The sequence below is a fragment of the Bacillus sp. NMTD17 genome (assembly GCF_002998735.1).
GTDB lineage: Bacteria > Bacillota > Bacilli > Bacillales > Bacillaceae > Bacillus.
In genome coordinates, this window is record NZ_PVRH01000004.1 from 111,249 (window position 1) to 127,641 (window position 16,393).

17 protein-coding genes are annotated in these 16,393 nt (G+C 40.8%); 10 read left to right on the plus strand and 7 right to left on the minus strand.

Annotated features, from left to right (window positions below; genetic code table 11):
• The first annotated feature begins 155 nt into the window (after positions 1–155).
• Positions 156–1,241, plus strand: a complete 1,086-nt coding sequence (locus C6347_RS13010) for an SEC-C metal-binding domain-containing protein (protein ID WP_066031375.1) — start codon at positions 156–158, stop codon at positions 1,239–1,241.
• A gap of 53 nt (positions 1,242–1,294) precedes the next feature.
• On the opposite strand, the gene C6347_RS13015 is transcribed toward C6347_RS13010, so the two are convergent.
• On the minus strand, positions 1,295–2,335 hold the full coding sequence (locus C6347_RS13015; RefSeq protein WP_106071723.1) for a DUF4352 domain-containing protein: 1,041 nt from the start codon (positions 2,333–2,335) through the stop codon (positions 1,295–1,297).
• Positions 2,336–2,790: 455 nt separating this feature from the next.
• Here C6347_RS13015 and C6347_RS13020 point away from each other — a divergent pair, with 455 nt between their 5' ends.
• A complete protein-coding gene (locus tag C6347_RS13020; protein WP_060595468.1) occupies positions 2,791–3,720 on the plus strand; it encodes an aldo/keto reductase in 930 nt (309 codons plus the stop codon).
• Positions 3,721–3,751: 31 nt separating this feature from the next.
• Here C6347_RS13020 and C6347_RS13025 read toward each other — a convergent pair whose 3' ends face one another.
• Both C6347_RS13025 and C6347_RS13030 read right to left on the minus strand, forming a co-directional pair.
• Positions 3,752–4,717, minus strand: a complete 966-nt coding sequence (locus tag C6347_RS13025) for a sensor histidine kinase (RefSeq protein WP_060595469.1) — start codon at positions 4,715–4,717, stop codon at positions 3,752–3,754.
• 11 nt (positions 4,718–4,728) lie between these two features.
• Positions 4,729–5,430, minus strand: coding sequence for a LytR/AlgR family response regulator transcription factor (locus C6347_RS13030; RefSeq protein ID WP_060595470.1), 702 nt, complete (start codon positions 5,428–5,430; stop codon positions 4,729–4,731).
• A 161-nt stretch (positions 5,431–5,591) separates the two neighbouring features.
• Here C6347_RS13030 and C6347_RS13035 point away from each other — a divergent pair, with 161 nt between their 5' ends.
• Together C6347_RS13035 and C6347_RS13040 are read left to right on the plus strand one after the other, a co-directional pair.
• Positions 5,592–6,332 carry an ATP-binding cassette domain-containing protein gene (locus C6347_RS13035; protein ID WP_024427223.1) on the plus strand — a complete coding sequence of 247 codons (741 nt, stop codon included), beginning with the start codon at positions 5,592–5,594 and terminating at the stop codon, positions 6,330–6,332.
• Positions 6,332–7,507, plus strand: coding sequence for an ABC transporter permease (locus C6347_RS13040; RefSeq protein WP_060595471.1), 1,176 nt, complete (start codon positions 6,332–6,334; stop codon positions 7,505–7,507). Before C6347_RS13035 ends, C6347_RS13040 begins: the two co-directional genes overlap by 1 nt.
• Before the next feature lie 56 nt (positions 7,508–7,563).
• On the opposite strand, the gene C6347_RS13045 is transcribed toward C6347_RS13040, so the two are convergent.
• The gene (locus tag C6347_RS13045) at positions 7,564–8,115 is read right to left on the minus strand and encodes a hypothetical protein (protein WP_106037061.1); all 552 of its coding nucleotides are present in this window, start codon (positions 8,113–8,115) and stop codon (positions 7,564–7,566) included.
• A gap of 375 nt (positions 8,116–8,490) precedes the next feature.
• Here C6347_RS13045 and C6347_RS13050 point away from each other — a divergent pair, with 375 nt between their 5' ends.
• Positions 8,491–8,826, plus strand: coding sequence for a hypothetical protein (locus C6347_RS13050; RefSeq protein WP_060595472.1), 336 nt, complete (start codon positions 8,491–8,493; stop codon positions 8,824–8,826).
• A gap of 84 nt (positions 8,827–8,910) precedes the next feature.
• Here the strand turns inward: C6347_RS13050 and C6347_RS13055 are convergent, their stop codons facing one another.
• Entirely contained in the window at positions 8,911–9,969 is a 1,059-nt protein-coding gene (locus C6347_RS13055; protein ID WP_060595473.1) for a DUF4352 domain-containing protein, read from the minus strand.
• A gap of 538 nt (positions 9,970–10,507) precedes the next feature.
• Between C6347_RS13055 and C6347_RS13060 the strand changes: the two genes are divergently transcribed.
• Entirely contained in the window at positions 10,508–10,936 is a 429-nt protein-coding gene (locus C6347_RS13060) for a cell wall hydrolase (RefSeq protein ID WP_034664257.1), read from the plus strand.
• Positions 10,937–11,055: 119 nt separating this feature from the next.
• Entirely contained in the window at positions 11,056–11,835 is a 780-nt protein-coding gene (locus tag C6347_RS13065) for a glucose 1-dehydrogenase (RefSeq protein ID WP_106037062.1), read from the plus strand.
• A gap of 20 nt (positions 11,836–11,855) precedes the next feature.
• On the opposite strand, the gene C6347_RS13070 is transcribed toward C6347_RS13065, so the two are convergent.
• Entirely contained in the window at positions 11,856–12,896 is a 1,041-nt protein-coding gene (locus tag C6347_RS13070) for an acyltransferase family protein (RefSeq protein WP_106037063.1), read from the minus strand.
• 210 nt (positions 12,897–13,106) lie between these two features.
• Positions 13,107–14,099, minus strand: a complete 993-nt coding sequence (locus tag C6347_RS13075) for an LLM class flavin-dependent oxidoreductase (RefSeq protein ID WP_106037064.1) — start codon at positions 14,097–14,099, stop codon at positions 13,107–13,109.
• A gap of 436 nt (positions 14,100–14,535) precedes the next feature.
• Between C6347_RS13075 and C6347_RS13080 the strand changes: the two genes are divergently transcribed.
• The 3 genes from C6347_RS13080 to C6347_RS13090 are packed head-to-tail and all read left to right on the plus strand — an operon-like array spanning position 14,536 to position 16,359.
• Positions 14,536–15,138: a TerD family protein gene (locus C6347_RS13080; RefSeq protein WP_034664249.1), complete on the plus strand. Its 603-nt coding sequence runs from the start codon at positions 14,536–14,538 to the stop codon at positions 15,136–15,138.
• 20 nt (positions 15,139–15,158) lie between these two features.
• Entirely contained in the window at positions 15,159–15,740 is a 582-nt protein-coding gene (locus C6347_RS13085) for a TerD family protein (protein WP_034664247.1), read from the plus strand.
• A gap of 40 nt (positions 15,741–15,780) precedes the next feature.
• Positions 15,781–16,359: a TerD family protein gene (locus tag C6347_RS13090; protein ID WP_034664245.1), complete on the plus strand. Its 579-nt coding sequence runs from the start codon at positions 15,781–15,783 to the stop codon at positions 16,357–16,359.
• Positions 16,360–16,393: the final 34 nt, after the last annotated feature.

Here is a 16,393-nt window from a genome sequence, read left to right on the forward strand (position 1 = left end):
AAAAAGACCGCTATTCCTATGATCTGTCGTGATCTTTATGTATCTTTGTTATTTAACTGATCATTCTGATTTTTCTTTTTTCTTGAAAATAAAACTCTCCTGTGCAATCGTTTGTTAAAATAGTGAGGTTAGACTAGAATGTCGGAGGTTTTATTTTGGGAAAAATTAAACGAAATGCGCTCTGCCCATGCGGAAGCGGAAAAAAATATAAACATTGCTGTGGTCAAAAGTCAGGCGGAGAACAAACGTCTGAGCTTGTGTTTAAGGAAGCTGTACAAGTTCAAAAGGATTTAATGAATTATGCTTTCTCTAAGCATCAGAGAGCCATCAATCAATTCATTAATGAGTTTTCTTTCCTTGCAGATATGGATAAAGAAACGCAACAAATTTCAGTTTTCCATTTGAGTGTATGGGGCATTTTCTTCCGTCCATTAACGGATCAGAAAGAAACCATCTTCCAAGAATTTCTGACAAAGAAAGCAGAGGATATTACCCGTCCGAAAACAAAACAAGTGGTTCAATCATGGACAAACATGGAACCATCTTTGCTTTTATTAAATGAAAAAACGGACGAGTCTCTTTACTTTGAGAATATGGTGACAGCTGAGAAGGTTGAAGTAGATGTAAAACCGGATCAAACAGTCTTGCCTGAAAAAGGAAGTCTCGTGCTTGGATTCCCTGTTCAATTTGAAGAAAAAGCAGAGTTTTTCATTCAATATACGATGTTTGCGAAAGAGTTTACAGATACGCTTCTTCTTCAGGTTCGTCAGCTTGTTGAAGCATATGAGGCAAATGGAGGGGCACGCAGTACATTTATGAGAGAATCATTCCCTGACGTGCTGAAGTGCATGTTTGCGAAGCAAGAAGTAGAAGAATCAGAAACATCTGCTCAAACAGAAGGCGATACTGGTCTATCAGCAGATCGTATGGACTGGGCAAGTGACGTTCAGCTGGAAACAGCTAAGCTGATTGAAGACGGAATGAAGGAACACGGTGATCAAAGCCTGACAGATGGCGCTTTAACTGTATGGAAAGCCTATTGTGATCAGAAATCACCTGTGATCCGTAAAGCAGCATCATTTGCTGCGGGAATCGAATATTACATTCATTCACTTGCAAGCGATGCCCCGCTTTCTCAAGCGCAAATAGCGAAAAAGTATGGCATTAGTGCGTCTACTGTATCGAGCCGTTTTAAAGATATTGAAAAAGCGGTGAAAGAAGAGCAAGAGGCGACTGTATAGCATAATAGAAAAGACGCGGCACCTTCATGGGCCAGCGTCTTTTTTGTTGATGCTTATCTTGTTTTAATAAAACCGCTCATGTACTGCGATGTATTATAATCGTTGAGGTCAATTTTCCACTGACCATCCCCATTACGTTTCATTTTCACTTCGTATTCAGCTGGGCTGGAGACTGGGGGAAGCTTCTCGAATTCAGACGCGTACATGTCTAAGCTTTTCTTATACAATTCTTCTTTAGAGCGGATCTTGCCGTTGTAAAACTCGTCTCTTTGCTTGTCTAGCTTGTCTTTTAAGTTAGAAGCATCAATGCCTGTTACTTGAGCGACAACCTTCGCCTCGTCATCAGAGATGGTTTTCACACTTGTTTCTACTTTGGCTTTATCCTTCATGGTGTTTTGAATGCGTTTATACATAGACAGAATATCACGATCACTTACTTCATTTCCGTACATTCCGGCACTTCTTTTGAAGTCTTTGACAAACATTTCGTGGTATTTATTGACGACATCCGATTGGTTGTCACCTGTTAAATCGGCAAATTGATCGTTCTTTTTGTCAAAGACAATCATATCGGTATAAGCGGATAGCGCCTTTGCAGGGTTATCCAGCTTTTTCGCTGTATCCAGTATTTTGTTTCCATCTAGGTTGATTTCGATCGAATCACTGTTTTTCTTGATGCTGTCTTGGTACACGAACTGATATTTTTTCCCTTTGTCTACTAGGAAATAAAGAGCACCTGATTGTGATTTGCCTTTGTTCAATGAACCGAGGTCAAGGCGGTCTTTACTGCCGTAAAATTTTAAATCAGATACTTTGGCATCGTCCTGATAAAGGGAGAAGTCAGAGTTATATAATGAAAGGGCTTTGTCACCTTTGTTTGTGATCGTCAAGTTGACTTTTAAAACCAATTCATTGTCTCTTAGCGTAGTTGTTGAGTCTTCTGGTAACGTATATTCGTAGCTATTGACTTTTACCTCTGCTGTTTTTGTTGATTTTTGATCAGCGTTGCTTGATTTGGCTGAGCTCTGGCAGGCTGCAGAGATGACCATCACGAATGAAATCATGAGGAGTGCACTTATTTTTTTTAGATTCACAGTTGATGCTCCTTTGCTTTTCTTTCGTCATTTCATTCCCGCTATCTGACTATGAAAAAAGAAACAGATAGAATGGTATATTCGGGTGTTAAAGGGGAAAATCTCCTTATGACGATTTGCACTATTCATTCTATCGAAATTCAATCATGATGAGGAATAGGTTTTAATCCCTATCTTTGAAAGAAATTTACACAAACATCTTTAATAAAAGGAATTTTGTAAGTCTAATATACTAGTTAATAAGAATTAATTTATAGATTTATCATGGGTTTTAAATGTTTTTTAGGTAAAAATCTTGAAGTGAAGGTGTTAATGCTTTTAGAGAGATGACTATACGTCCCTTCATTTTTTCAGCATCTACCTGCTATGTTAATTTTCAGAGAGCAGGATACTTGAATGTTGAAAAGGATTCATGGGAAAATAAGGATGATTAAGCAGATAAGGGAGATGAGCTTTTGAAAAAGGTAACGCTTGGACGAACTGATTTACAGGTGAATCCGATAGGGCTTGGTACGAATGCGGTAGGTGGACATAATTTGTTCCCGAACCTGAGTGAAGATGCCGGACGAGAGCTTGTGGAGACGGCTCTTGATCAAGGTGTCAATTTCTTAGATTCTGCTTTTATTTATGGGCTGGGCCGTTCAGAGGAATTGATCGGTGAGATCATTGCCAAAAGAGGCGGCAGAGAAAACCTTGTCCTTGCGACAAAGGGGGCTCATAAAGAAGTAAACGGACAAATTGAACTGGATAACAGCCGGGACTTTTTAAGAGAGCAGGTCGAAAATAGCCTGAAACGACTGCAAACAGATTATATTGATTTATACTATATGCATTTCCCGGACGGCCGGACGCCGCTGGAAGAAGTAGCAGGCACATTAAAGGAATTGAAGGATGAAGGAAAAATCAGGGCAATTGGTGCATCAAACCTTGATTTTGAACAGCTTCAAGCCTTTAATCGAGATGGCTACTTAGACGTGCTTCAGTCGGAGTATTCTCTGCTGAAACGTGAGGCAGAGCAGGATCTTCTCCCATACTGTGTCGAGCATCGTATTTCCTTTATTCCTTATTTCCCGTTGGCGTCAGGCCTGTTGACTGGGAAATTTACGAAGGATGCGACATTTGATGATATTCGAGCAAAAGACCCGCTTTTCCAAGGCGAGGCGTTCCTGCAAAACCTCGAAAAAGTAGACAAGCTGAAGGCAATTGCACAATCAAAGAACGCTGAAACGGCACACGTCGCACTGGCTTGGCTTTTAGCGCAGGACGGCATCGACGCCATCATTCCAGGTGCAAAACGAGCTGAGCAAGTTCTGCAAAACCTAAAAACAAACGATGTTCAATTAACAAAAGAGGAAATCAATCAAATTGACCACATTTTCTCTTAACATAAAAAAGGTGCTCAGCTGCACCTTTTTTTTATGACATCGTAAGGGGAATTTTGATGACGAGCCGCAAATTTGGAGAACGGTAAGTGAAATCAAGTTTACCGTCTGCCTTTTCAACAAGCTGATGAATGATATACGTCCCCATTCCTTGATGATCGCCGCCTTTTGTCGAGCGCCCATAGGTTTTGAACAAATGGTCTAACACGTGTTTTTCCATTCCTTTTGTGCTGTTCTCACAATGGATTAAAAAGAGCCCGCTCCGAATAGAGGTCGTGATTGAGATGCTTCCCTCGTTCCCGGCTTGCTTCGCTTCAATCGCCGCATCTAGGGCATTATCAAGCAGGTTGCCAGTAAAACTAACCTGATCCGCCTTAGAAAACGGAAGCGATGAAAAAGGTGCTTGAAGGTCTAGTGAAAGGGCAATGTCCTCTTTTTCAGCCCGCTCAAAAAAGGAGTGCAGGGTTGAGGCCAAATAAGCATTTTCTCCTTTAATCCATGGGAAATGTTTCACGTATTGCTGAATCAAATCCTTGATCTCATGTTCGTCGTTCGACGCGGAAAAGGCATTTAAATGTCTAGCTGTTTCATGATGTTTACTGCGCAGCTCAAGCAGCAATTCATTGGTTCTTGATTCTGCGTTGATCAGCTCTTGAAGCCGTCCATTTAACCGTCTCTCCGTCTGCATCATCTTCAATGAAAGGATATCTGCTGTCATGATGATTATAAAAGCCAAAAGAGAGCTCAGCCCATTTCCTTGCGTCAGAAAAAGGGAAAGACCTGCACAGGTGAAGAGCACAAAAGCGCCCAGCATCACATAACCACTCACATGAGACAAAAACCTTTTGTACATGAAGAATGTATAAAGACAAATCACACAAAAGGTGAGGAGCCACAGCACCCCAGATGATAGCGGCAGAAAAGCTTCAACAGCTGCATGAAATGCAAGACCTAGCCATATGAGAGCATACATGCGGAATCCAAGATAGAAAGCGTTCACGTTCGTTCTCCTTAAAAATAGTATTTCTTAAAGTATTCTAATTGCTGCTTGGTCATCATGGCTTTTTTATCCGTACCTTCAAAAGACACGATAAACGAATTTTTGGCATACGCCGAGAAGTTCTTAATGTAATGAATATTGATGATAAACGATCGGTGGGAGCGGATAAAATCTCTTTCAGCCAGATCGCCTTTTAACTCGTTTAATGTCTGATATGTCTGGATATCTCCTGTTGTTGTGACAATGGTGGTTGACCGTCCTGTTCGCTCAACAAAAATGACATCCTTCTTTTGCAGCACATGAATATCTGACTGCTGCTTAATGAGAAGCCGTCCATGAATGCTTTTCTCCTGCTTGGTGGACAGATAGCGATCTAAGGATTTGGCAATTCGATCGGCTTGATAGGGCTTCATAATATAATCATGAACATTTAAATCAAACGCATGGACCGCATATCCGCTGTTTCCTGTCACAAATACAACATCGACATTCAGTGCGTGAGAGTGAATGAGATCCGCTAATTCATAACCGGACATTCCGGGCATTTCAATGTCTGCGAACAACAGGTCAATGTCTCCCTGTTTGACCTTCTCGTATGCATCCTCTGCTGACTGCGTGACAAAGACAATGTCCACAGCCTCCATTCTGCCCACAATGGCATGCAGTTTTTCTAAATCTACTCGGTAATCATCAACGAGACCTACTTTTATCATAAAAATCACCTGTGACTCTTCTTATTATTTGTCTATTTTACCATTTGTTTTTTTAAAATAGATCATTTCAAGACAGAAAAAGGACGTTTCGCGACATTTTTATGTCAGGGAAGCGTTATTTTTTCTATCATAGACTTAGAAAGTTGAAAGGGGCGAACCAAATGATTACTCTCAGCGATTGCAGCTGCTGGTTTAAAGATAAGAAAAAAGTCGTGAAAGCAATGAAACACATGACGTTCTCTGTGAAGGAAGGGGAAGTCGTTGGCATCTTAGGAGAAAATGGTGCAGGAAAAACCACATTATTGCGCGCCGTAGCCACATTATTAGAGCCTACGCACGGAACAGTCACTGTCGCAGGCTTTGATACGGTGAAAGAAGCAACTGAAGTGAAAAAGCGAATTGGTGTTTTGTTTGGCGGTGAGACGGGGCTTTACGATCGTTTGACGGCACGAGAAAATCTTGAATACTTTGGCAAATTATATGGCTTAGATCAGCATGAAATCAAAGCAAGAATAGAGGATCTGGCAAAGCGTTTTGGGATGAGACAATATATGGATCGCAAGGTGAAAGGATTCTCAAGAGGAATGAAACAAAAGGTGGCAATTGCCAGAACCTTGATTCATGATCCTGACATTATCTTATTTGATGAGCCGACAACAGGCTTGGATATCACATCAAGTAATATTTTCAGAGACTTTATTCATCAGCTCAAGCAGCAAAATAAAACCATCCTTTTTTCAAGCCACATCATGGAAGAAGTCAGCCAGCTTTGTGACAGTGTCATGATGATTCATCAAGGAGAGCTTGTGTACAAAGGAACACTTCCAGAATTATATACACAGGAACAAAGTGATGACTTGAACTATATCTTTATGTCGAAGCTCGCTAGGGGGATTTCATAATGTGGAAAACCGTATTTTTAAAAGAAATGACAGATGCGCTAAGGGACCGAAAAACCTTACTCTTAACAGTGCTGATTCCTCTTTTGACGATGCTTGGACTGGTGTTCTTTTATGAAAGCATGATTGCAGATCCAGGGGATGAAACCTATACGGTCGCAATCAATGAAAAGCTTCCAACTGAAATGAATCAAATGATCAAAGAGGTCAAAAACCTCACGCTTGAAACATTTGATGACCCGCAGCAAGCTGTCAAAGAAGGGAAGGCGAATGCTTACCTGGAAATGCCGAAAGAGGCTGACGACATGCTTCAGCATCAAAAATCATTTGCGATTAAAATTCATGGGTACACAACAGATGATGATTCGGTCATCGCGGTTCAAATGCTGCAATCCTTACTGGAGCAGTATCAAAACCAAATCGTAGAAAAGCGTTTAGCCGCTGATCAAATCAATACATCTGTTATTCATCCATTTCAGGTGCAGGCCGTTGATGTAGAAGAAGGCGATGAAGGGGAAAATGGAATGACCGCTATGCTTTTGTCGATTCTCCTTCCGATGATTTTGGTGACCTCCGTTATCTCAGGAGCTTTGCCAGCTGCGCTTGATATTGTAGCGGGTGAAAAAGACCGGAAATCCATTGAAGCGTTGTTCCTGACACCTGCCAGCAGACTTCATATTCTCATAGGAAAATGGCTTGCTGTCTCCATGTTCGGGATTTTAAGTGGAATTGTGGCGATCGGCATGCTGCTTTTATCCACGCTGCTCTTTACAGAAAAGCTAAAACAAGCACTGAACTTTGGTGATCAAATGTGGAGCATTATCGCCGTCATGTTTGCGGCGCTTATCATCTTCTCATTCATGGTATCGATGATTGAACTGCTGCTCAGTGTCGTTTCAAGCTCAGTGAAAGAAGCGCAATCGTACATGTCCATGATCATTACATTAGGTGTGATCCCAATGTTCTTTACCATGAGAGCAGGTGCTACGCAGCTAGATACGTACTACTTTGCTGTCCCATTCCTTAATATTCATGCATTGTGTAAGCAATTGATGTTTGGCATCATCGATCCGATGTCCATCACTCTGACACTCGGCTCCTCAGCCCTCGCAGTCGTCATCTTGTTTGTCATCGTGAGAAGCTTGTTTATGAAAGAAAAGTGGATGCTTGCAAAATAAAGAAACGCCCTCTATGATAGAGGGCGTTTTCAAGTGAATGCCGATCACCGTATGTTTTAGTTTAAGAAACCGAATTGATCCAAGTTCTCTAAATAAAATTGAAAATACTCGTTATGAATATCAACTGGATATTCTTCTAACTCATTTTCAATAATTGCACCTACAATTAAAGCATTTAAATACCTATCAAGCTTTTCGCAGCTAGCTCTTACTTGAGATTCTGAAATATATAATCCATCTTTACTTTCTAAAATGATATCAATTCTTCTACCTTCTTGTTCATCAAGCAATAAGTGATTATACTCCCATTCTTTGACTCTCTTGGGGTTTAAGGGATGTTCACGATTATCAAGTATTTCTTCACGATGATTCTTTTTTTCCTCATTTGAAAACAATTGAATCAATATACTTGGATCATCTATGACAAAACATTTATATATCTTATTATACTCAAAGTGATCATCATTTACTAAATCTAAAATTTTTGTTTTTGAAAATTCTCTAGCTTTAAATTTAGACGTTATCATCTCAGCAACTCGTTCTTTAGTAAAAATCAATTGATCTTTTTTATATAAATACTGTTTATATAGCTTTTCGTAATTATACATGATTCACCTCTATTAATTATTTAACAGGACCTCCGTAGAATGAATGAGCTTTTGGAGTTCTTTTATAGGGATGCCAGTGATAATAATACCATGAGAGCAGGAGCTACGCAGCTAGATACGTATTACTTTGCTATCCCATTCTTAATATTCACGTACTATGTAAGTAATTGATGTTTGGCAGCGTGAGAAGTTTGTTTATGAAAGAAAAGTGAATGCTTGCGAAATAAAAAAGCTAAAAACTTGTAGATTTTTTCTGCAAGTTTTTTTATATCCAGAGATTCATATAAAAGAGGTTCACGATCGGACAAAAGAAATGGCATAATAGAAGGCGAAATGACATTATGATCCTAATTTAATTAAAGAGGTGATTGGTGTATGTCTTATCAAACAGATGATGATGATGTGCTAGAGTTATGTAATATATATGCTCAACAAACACACCATTTTGAAGCGTTTATTTTGGGAAACAGGAAAGGGTTATTGGAATTAAGAAAAGCGATAGATGAGGCATTAGAAACGGGTAGTTCCGTTGCACATTTATATCCATCTGATTTTGAAGGATATGAAACGTATGTTGCTTTAGTAGATGATGAGCAAAAGTTTGAGAAATTAATGGACCCTTATGTAGAGGAATACGCACAAGAGGAGGATGCGGTTGATCCGGTTGAGGTGATAAAAGAGTATGAAGCTGTAAAAGAAAATCCTTCATAATAGACCGTATCTTACTTTCTTGGCTGCAATTCGGAACTAAATATAGGGATCAAACAAAAAACCCCCGGCATCGGGGGTTTTTCATTAGTTCTTGATGAACTTTTCAACTAATGAGCTTGTTTTGTAATCGTTCAAATCAAGTTTCCATTGGTCGATGTCATTTTTCTTCATGTTGACTTCTACTGTTTCTTCAGAAGATGAAGGTCCTAATTTTTTGAACTCTTCTGGGTAGATTGAGAGTAAATATTTTTGTGCTTCATCATAAGAGGCTGTGCGGTTTTTGCTGTAGAACTCAGTCGCTTTTTCTTTTAAACGATCAACAAGCGGGCTTGCGTCAATTGGTGTGAGAGTCACAGTCACGACGGCTTTATCACCGCTGATTGATTTTGTTTTTGTTGAAACTTTTGATTTTTCAGCTAATGTTTCTTTCACAGCTTTTAGCAGCTTATCAAGGTTTTCATCTTTCGCTGAACTAGAAGAAATACCTGATGACGTGATGTAGCCTTGTTTGAATGATTTATTAAATTCGTTGACAACGGTTGATTTGTTATCACCTGTTAGTTTTTCGAACTCGTCGTTATTCTTACCAAAAATCATCACATCAATATAAGAAGAAAGGGCTTTTGCAGATGCTTGAAGTGTATCTGCTTTTTTCATTAAGTCTTTCCCTTTAATATCAAACTCTAGTGTTTTGTCATCTTTTTTAGAACCAGTGCCTGGCTCTGTGTATACAAGCTGATAGTCTTTGTCTTTATCAACAACAAAGAAAAGACCGCCTTTTGATACTTTGTCTGCATTTAGAGAGCTTGAAGATAATACTTCGTTGTAGTCATCTGGAGAAATCGTAGACACCTGTGCGTCATCTTGGTAAAGCGTAAAGTTGCTTTTATCAACATTGAGAGGCTCTTTGCTGATATTTTTTACAGATACGTTCACTTTTAATACATACTGATCATCCTGTACAGATGTATCGTATTGAGGTGGTAATGTGTATTCAGCACTTTCTACCTTTACCTCTGCTGCATCAAGGGATTTTGTATCTTTTTCCTTTGCAGCTGACTTTTCTTTTCCACCACTACAAGCAGCAGCGACAACAGTGACACACAAGATCAGAAGAAACAGGGATAATTTCTTTTTAAACATGACGTGTTTTCCTCCTCGGGTTTATGATGAATTTCATTGGAAAGCTTTAGTTCATATCGTTCTTTTTGCACAAAAAGAAAAATACTGTATGTTTTTTACTGTAGAATGAAGCGAAAGTACTGTCAATACTTCAGTGCGTTTCAAAGGTCGCACAGCTTCAAGTAGTAAAAATGACACTAAGTTGAGAGGAGAAACTTGTAATTTATTATTTGATATCTCCTGTAAAAACTCAACATTTTATATTTTAAGGTTTTGAGTCGGATTATTGAATAGGTTCAAATGACTGTTTTTGACGAAGGTGTAGCAATTAGAAGGATTTTTATCACTTGTAAATGAGTCTATAGTAATGAATATTTTTTCCTGTTATGTGTATGATCACTTGGTTTGTGTGTTGTTGGCAGAGAGACACATGTCCAGCAAAATGTTGAGGTGTTTAGACAGGCTCTCGACACTGAATGTGTCTTTTCCCGTCAAAATGGCAGTCATCTAGACAGAAAGACCACATAAAATAAAAGAGAAACGAAATGGAGGTGGATGTATGGCAGTGGTAAGAGCGACAAGCTCTGATATTGATCTAATGGCCAGACTGCTGAGAGCGGAGGCAGAAGGTGAAGGGAAGCAAGGGATGCTGCTCGTAGGAAATGTAGGCATCAACCGGTTGCGTGCCAACTGCTCTGACTTTAAAGGGCTGCGTACGATTCCACAAATGATTTATCAGGAGCATGCATTTGAAGCGGTCACGCATGGTTATTTTTATCAGCGAGCACGAGAAACGGAAAAAGCACTAGCGCGGAGGAATATTAACGGAGAACGATTTTGGCCGGCAAAATTCAGCCTTTGGTATTTTAAACCGCCTGGAAATTGTCCACCGACTTGGTACAATCAGCCGTTTGTGGCAAGGTATAAGTCGCATTGCTTTTATCAGCCAACCGGTGAAACATGTGAAAATGTCTATAACACCTTTTAGCTTGATGAACAGCACAATCCTCTTAGTCAACGATTGCAGAGGGTTGTGTTTTTCTTTTTTTCAAAATGGGTAACCATTGTGTATCAACAAGATGAAGCACGTGATTGGGGGAAATGAAGATGTATCAAGATTTAAAAGGAAAAACAGCCATTGTCACAGGTTCTTCAAAAGGAATCGGACAAGCCATCGCATTACGATTTGGACTAGAGCAAATGAATGTGGTTGTGAACTATAAAGGCGATGAAGAGGGTGCTGAAGAAACGGTACAAGCTATTCAGCAGCGCGGAGGTCAAGCGGTGAAAGTACACGCAGATGTCTCCAAAGAGGAAGGAATTCAAGCCATCATGGATACAGCACTGGAGCATTTCGGTACAGTAGATGTGTTCGTTAATAATTCAGGCTTTAATGGCGAAGAAGCGATGCCGCATGAGATGACGCTTGAACAATGGCAAAAAGTCATTGATGTCAATATCACAGGCGCCTTTTTAGGAGCAAAGGCTGCGATCGCCTATATGATGGAGCATGACATCAAAGGGTCCATTTTAAATATATCCAGTGTCCATCAGGAAATACCGCGCCCGTTCAATGTTCACTATTCCACTTCCAAAGGTGGAATGAATATGATGACGAAGACGCTGGCTCTTGATTATGCGGAAGCAGGGATTCGGATCAATGCGATTGCACCAGGTACAATGGGAACCGAATCGAATGATGATTTGCAGGATGAACAGAAAAAACAAAAGCAGCTTGAAAAGATTCCGATGAGAGCCTTTGGCGAACCGAAGGAGATTGGGTCCGCCGCTGCATTCCTCGTATCTAAGGAAGCTTCGTATATCACAGGCACCACCTTATTTGTGGATGGAGGAATGACGCTTTATCCTTCTCAAATCAATGATTAATACAAAAAGCATCCGCCCGATCAGCCGGCGGATGTTTTTTGTTCGTAGCGGTGTGCTGTTTTGGCTGGTTTGCCGAGCAGCATCGGATACTTGCTCAGGAAGGAGATACACGGCACCATAAGCAGCAAAGTCCCGATTGTATAAAAGAGTGTCCAAGAGAGCTGCGCTGTATCCGCAATATTGATACCAAGTCCATAATAAACAAATGCTTTCATGATATCGATGCCGGCAAACTGCAAGACAAGAATAACAATAGAATTTCGTCCGAGATACGTCAAAATTGGGGACGTTTTGAATTTAAAGCTTAAATAAATCACGGCAGCTGAACCGAGCAGTGCACATGCATAGAAAAGAAAGAGATCGCCATAGTCGTTAACGCGCATATCGATCCGTGAATTCAAGCTTTGCATGTAAGCCGTCAGTACAAGCAGACCTGTACATAGAAGAAGGGTTGGATCTGTTTTTAATTCCACAAACCATTGCTTTGCCAAAAATCCAATTGAATAAAACACAACAGCCGTCAAGGCGACATTGGCATTCCAAGGAAGACTTTGGTCTAAAAGCAATGTAGAGACATATCCAGCACCTCCGCAAAAAACGGTCAGTAAGATCAGGACAGCAGGTTTCCCTTTTGTCAGACGGTGCATAAAGAAAAATATAATTTCCACTAAAAAGAGCGTCGTTAAAAACCAGATGGCTGGGTTATGCGTGAGTCTAGCTTCATCTGCATTGGATATAAAAATACCTGTAAACGGAACGAAAGGGTCAATATCCGTTTGTCCCTTAAAGGCAAAAAAACGAGTAACGGAGAACCAGAAAACATACGTAATGATGGAGAAATAGAGATAGGGTAAGAGTAAGCTCTTGGTTTTCTTCTGAATAAATGACAGAGCAGGGTGTGAGGATGATCGAAACATCATGCCTGATAGTAAAAAGAAAAGCGGCATATGAAAAGAGTAAATGAATTGCTTTAAAGAATCTGGAATGGGCACATGCGCCATGACCACGAGCAGAATGCCGATTCCTTTAGCCGCATCGACCCAATCGAGTCTCTTTTTCATGGCCTGTCATCTCCTTCCTTCTAGCGTCGTAAACGATTCTTTGAATATGTACCTCTACTATATAAAAGGTACACCCCTTATGCGTTTACAGTTCGCTAACGATTAGAAGACACATTTGCGATCAGATGACAGACGGAAGGATTTTGACATCTTGATGTTACATTTCCCATTTTCTATGACAATGATAAAAAGAAGCCAAGGGGATTGGCTTCAAAATAATTCTGCGATTCGTTTGAAGGAGCGCTGTTTTTCGATCGGATCAAAGGAATTGTTTAGAATCATGATGTCATCCGTTTGATAGCGGTCCATCAAGCTAAGTAATTGGTCTTTCACCGTTGCCTTTGAGCCAACAATCATCCGCTGGCGGTTTTGTAACACTTTTTTCTTTTCCTGCGTGGTGTAGTGATAGGAACTGGCTTCTTCTATAGAAGGTACGCGGCTGTCCAGTCCTTTTTCAACACGCAGCAGCCATAAATCTGTACTGCTGGCGATCTGGTCGGCCTCTTCATCTGTTTCACCACAGATGACAAAAACAGCAAACATAGCGTGCGGCTGCCCGGAAAAGACAGATGGAGAAAAGTGAGACCGGTACGTCTCAAATGCTTGCTTGCCGCGTGCAGGGTGGATAAAATGACCAAAAATATAGTTGATCCCAAGCTCCGCCGCCTGCATGGCACTATTTTCTCCTAGCCCAAGCAGCCAAACCGGCGGATGAGCATCAACAAGCGGAGAAGCTTTGACTCCTGCATGCGGGTGCCCAGAAGGCAGGCTGTCTGATAAGTAAAATAGAAGATCCTTCAGCTGGCGGTCAAACTGAGACAGGTCTTTATGCACGCCGTCCGTCAAAGCCAGTCTCGTCCTTTCAATCCCGCCCGGAGATTTGCCGACACCGATTTCAATTCGTCCAGGATAAAGGGCCTCAAGCTGCCGCGTGACCTCTGCTACTTTAAAAGGGCTGTACTGCGGAAGTAAAATGCCGCCAGACCCGGTACGTAAGGTTGATGTATGAGCGGCAATATGAGCCATTAATATTTCAGGTGCTGTACTAGCGAGCCCTCTTGTGCTGTGGTGTTCAGCAAACCAATAACGCTCATACCCAAGAGTTTCCGCAAGCTGAGCCAGCTGCGTTGTGTGAATCAATGTCTCTTGGGCTGTCTGACCTTTAGGAATAGCGACTTGATCTAATATGTGAAGTGATGGCATCATCAACATCCTTTCATCGACACGGTCAATGTTCTTCATCTCAAGTATAAAGAAATCCATGAATAGAAGGAAACGAAAGGGTTTATCTCTCGATCGCAAGCTTTTATATTTTCTATATCAACATATAAAACCAACGTGAAATGATGCCTACACTTCGTTCATTCAGCTAGAGCTGCTTACCGGGAACATTCGACAATGTTTCACATGAAACACTTCATTTACGACATGAACCATTTTCAACATGGATCTTTCGTTAAAAAAATATCATCTGTTTGAAACCTATCTTGAACATAGATCGTATATACTAGTAAATAGAAAAAAGAGTAAGAGGCTCCAATGTCATATCATGAATTTTGTCGAATTTTCATGTATGATAATTTTAATAGGGTCCATCGCTTAATAAATAGATTTTTATTATGCTGGAGGAGTGATTGATTTGGCGATTACATTAGAAAAAGGTCAACGTATTGATTTAACAAAAGGCAAAGCAGGGCTAACGAATATTCTTGTTGGACTTGGCTGGGACCCTGTATCACAAGGCGGCGGATTTTTAGGAAAGCTGTTTGGCGGCGGAGGCGGCGCTGATGTTGATTGTGATGCTTCAGTTCTCATGCTGAAAAATGATAAGTTTACGGAAAATAAAGATTTGATTTATTTTGGCAACTTGAAAAGCAAATGCGGCAGTGTCGAGCATACAGGTGACAACCTAACTGGTGAAGGAGACGGAGATGATGAACAAGTCCTCGTCAACTTGAGCAAGGTGCCAGGCAATGTGAATAAATTGGTGTTTGTTGTGAACATCTATGATGCACTAAGAAGAAATCAACATTTTGGTATGATTCAAAATGCGTACATTCGCATCGTGGATCGTTCAAACAATCAAGAATTAGTGAAATATAATTTAAAAGATGAGTATGCAGGGAAAACATCGTTAATCGTTGGAGAGCTTTATCGTCATGAGAATGATTGGAAGTTTGCGGCTGTTGGAAACGGTACAAATGATGCGAAGCTTGCCGATATTACGAGAAACTATATTTAATCAGAAGGGAGAGATTCCTAGTGGGAATTTCTTTAGCGAAAGGTCAAAAAATTGATTTAACAAAAACGAATCCAGGTTTAACAAAAGTGGTCGTCGGTCTTGGCTGGGACGTCAATAAGTATGACGGCGGACATGACTTTGATCTAGACGCAAGTGTATTTCTTTTAGATGCAGCAGGTAAGGCAAGCTCTCCATCGGATTTTGTCTTTTACAATCAAACAACTGGCGGTGGCGGCAGTGTCGTACATACAGGCGATAACCGCACTGGTGAAGGAGACGGAGATGACGAGCAAGTCAATATCGACTTATCAGCTGTACCAGCGAGTATTGAGAAGATTTCATTTGTCATTACGATTCATGATGCGGAAGCGCGCAGTCAAAATTTCGGACAAGTAACGAACGCATATGTGCGTATTTTAAATGCGGCATCAAATGAAGAACTCATTCGCTACGATTTGGCAGAGGACTTCTCCATCGAGACAGCGATTATTGTAGGTGAATTATACCGTCATGGCGGGGAATGGAAATTCTCAGCTGTCGGATCGGGCTATCAAGGCGGACTTGCCCGCATTGCAACGGACTTCGGTTTAGATATCGGGTAACGGCTAGTTTCATATTTTCAAAGACAGGAGAGGTACGAATATGGCGATTCAGCTTTCAAAAGGACAACGTGTCGATTTAACAAAAACCAACCCAGGGCTGACGAAAGTGATGATCGGTCTTGGCTGGGATACGAATAAATATTCTGGTGGAGCCGAATTTGATTTGGACGCTTCGGCTTTCTTAGTCGATGCAAACAATCGTTGTCAGCAAGACACAGATTTTGTCTTCTATAATAACCTTCAGCACCCAAGCGGCAGTGTCACTCATACAGGTGATAACCGGACGGGCGAAGGAGATGGAGATGATGAGCAAATTCTCGTTGATTTCTCAAAAATTCCTGCTAACATTGATCGTATCGGAATTACAGTTACGATTCATGATGCAGAGACGCGCAGCCAGAATTTTGGACAAGTCTCTAATGCGTTTGTTCGTGTTGTAAATGAAGAGGGCGGGGAAGAATTGATTCGCTTTGATTTAGGGGAAGACTTCTCAATTGAAACAGCTGTTGTGGTATGTGAGTTGTACCGCCACGGAAGCGATTGGAAGTTTAACGCCATCGGAAGCGGATTCTCTGGCGGACTTGCAGCTCTTTGTCAAAATTATGGGTTAGAAGTGTAAACGATAGAAACAAATCGATTCAAGTGGCGCTGCC

What these genes read in the sequence shown, in the direction of transcription:
- C6347_RS13055 (WP_060595473.1), bottom strand. Translation starts at nt 9,969, where the DNA reads ATGTTTAAAAAGAAATTATCCCTGTTTCTTCTGATCTTGTGTGTCACT.
- C6347_RS13070 (WP_106037063.1), bottom strand. Translation starts at nt 12,896, where the DNA reads ATGAAAAAGAGACTCGATTGGGTCGATGCGGCTAAAGGAATCGGCATT.
- C6347_RS13040 (WP_060595471.1), top strand. Translation starts at nt 6,332, where the DNA reads ATGTGGAAAACCGTATTTTTAAAAGAAATGACAGATGCGCTAAGGGAC.
- C6347_RS13050 (WP_060595472.1), top strand. Translation starts at nt 8,491, where the DNA reads ATGTCTTATCAAACAGATGATGATGATGTGCTAGAGTTATGTAATATA.
- C6347_RS13075 (WP_106037064.1), bottom strand. Translation starts at nt 14,099, where the DNA reads ATGCCATCACTTCACATATTAGATCAAGTCGCTATTCCTAAAGGTCAG.
- C6347_RS13035 (WP_024427223.1), top strand. Translation starts at nt 5,592, where the DNA reads ATGATTACTCTCAGCGATTGCAGCTGCTGGTTTAAAGATAAGAAAAAA.
- C6347_RS13090 (WP_034664245.1), top strand. Translation starts at nt 15,781, where the DNA reads ATGGCGATTCAGCTTTCAAAAGGACAACGTGTCGATTTAACAAAAACC.
- C6347_RS13065 (WP_106037062.1), top strand. Translation starts at nt 11,056, where the DNA reads ATGTATCAAGATTTAAAAGGAAAAACAGCCATTGTCACAGGTTCTTCA.
- C6347_RS13045 (WP_106037061.1), bottom strand. Translation starts at nt 8,115, where the DNA reads ATGTATAATTACGAAAAGCTATATAAACAGTATTTATATAAAAAAGAT.
- C6347_RS13030 (WP_060595470.1), bottom strand. Translation starts at nt 5,430, where the DNA reads ATGATAAAAGTAGGTCTCGTTGATGATTACCGAGTAGATTTAGAAAAA.
- C6347_RS13060 (WP_034664257.1), top strand. Translation starts at nt 10,508, where the DNA reads ATGGCAGTGGTAAGAGCGACAAGCTCTGATATTGATCTAATGGCCAGA.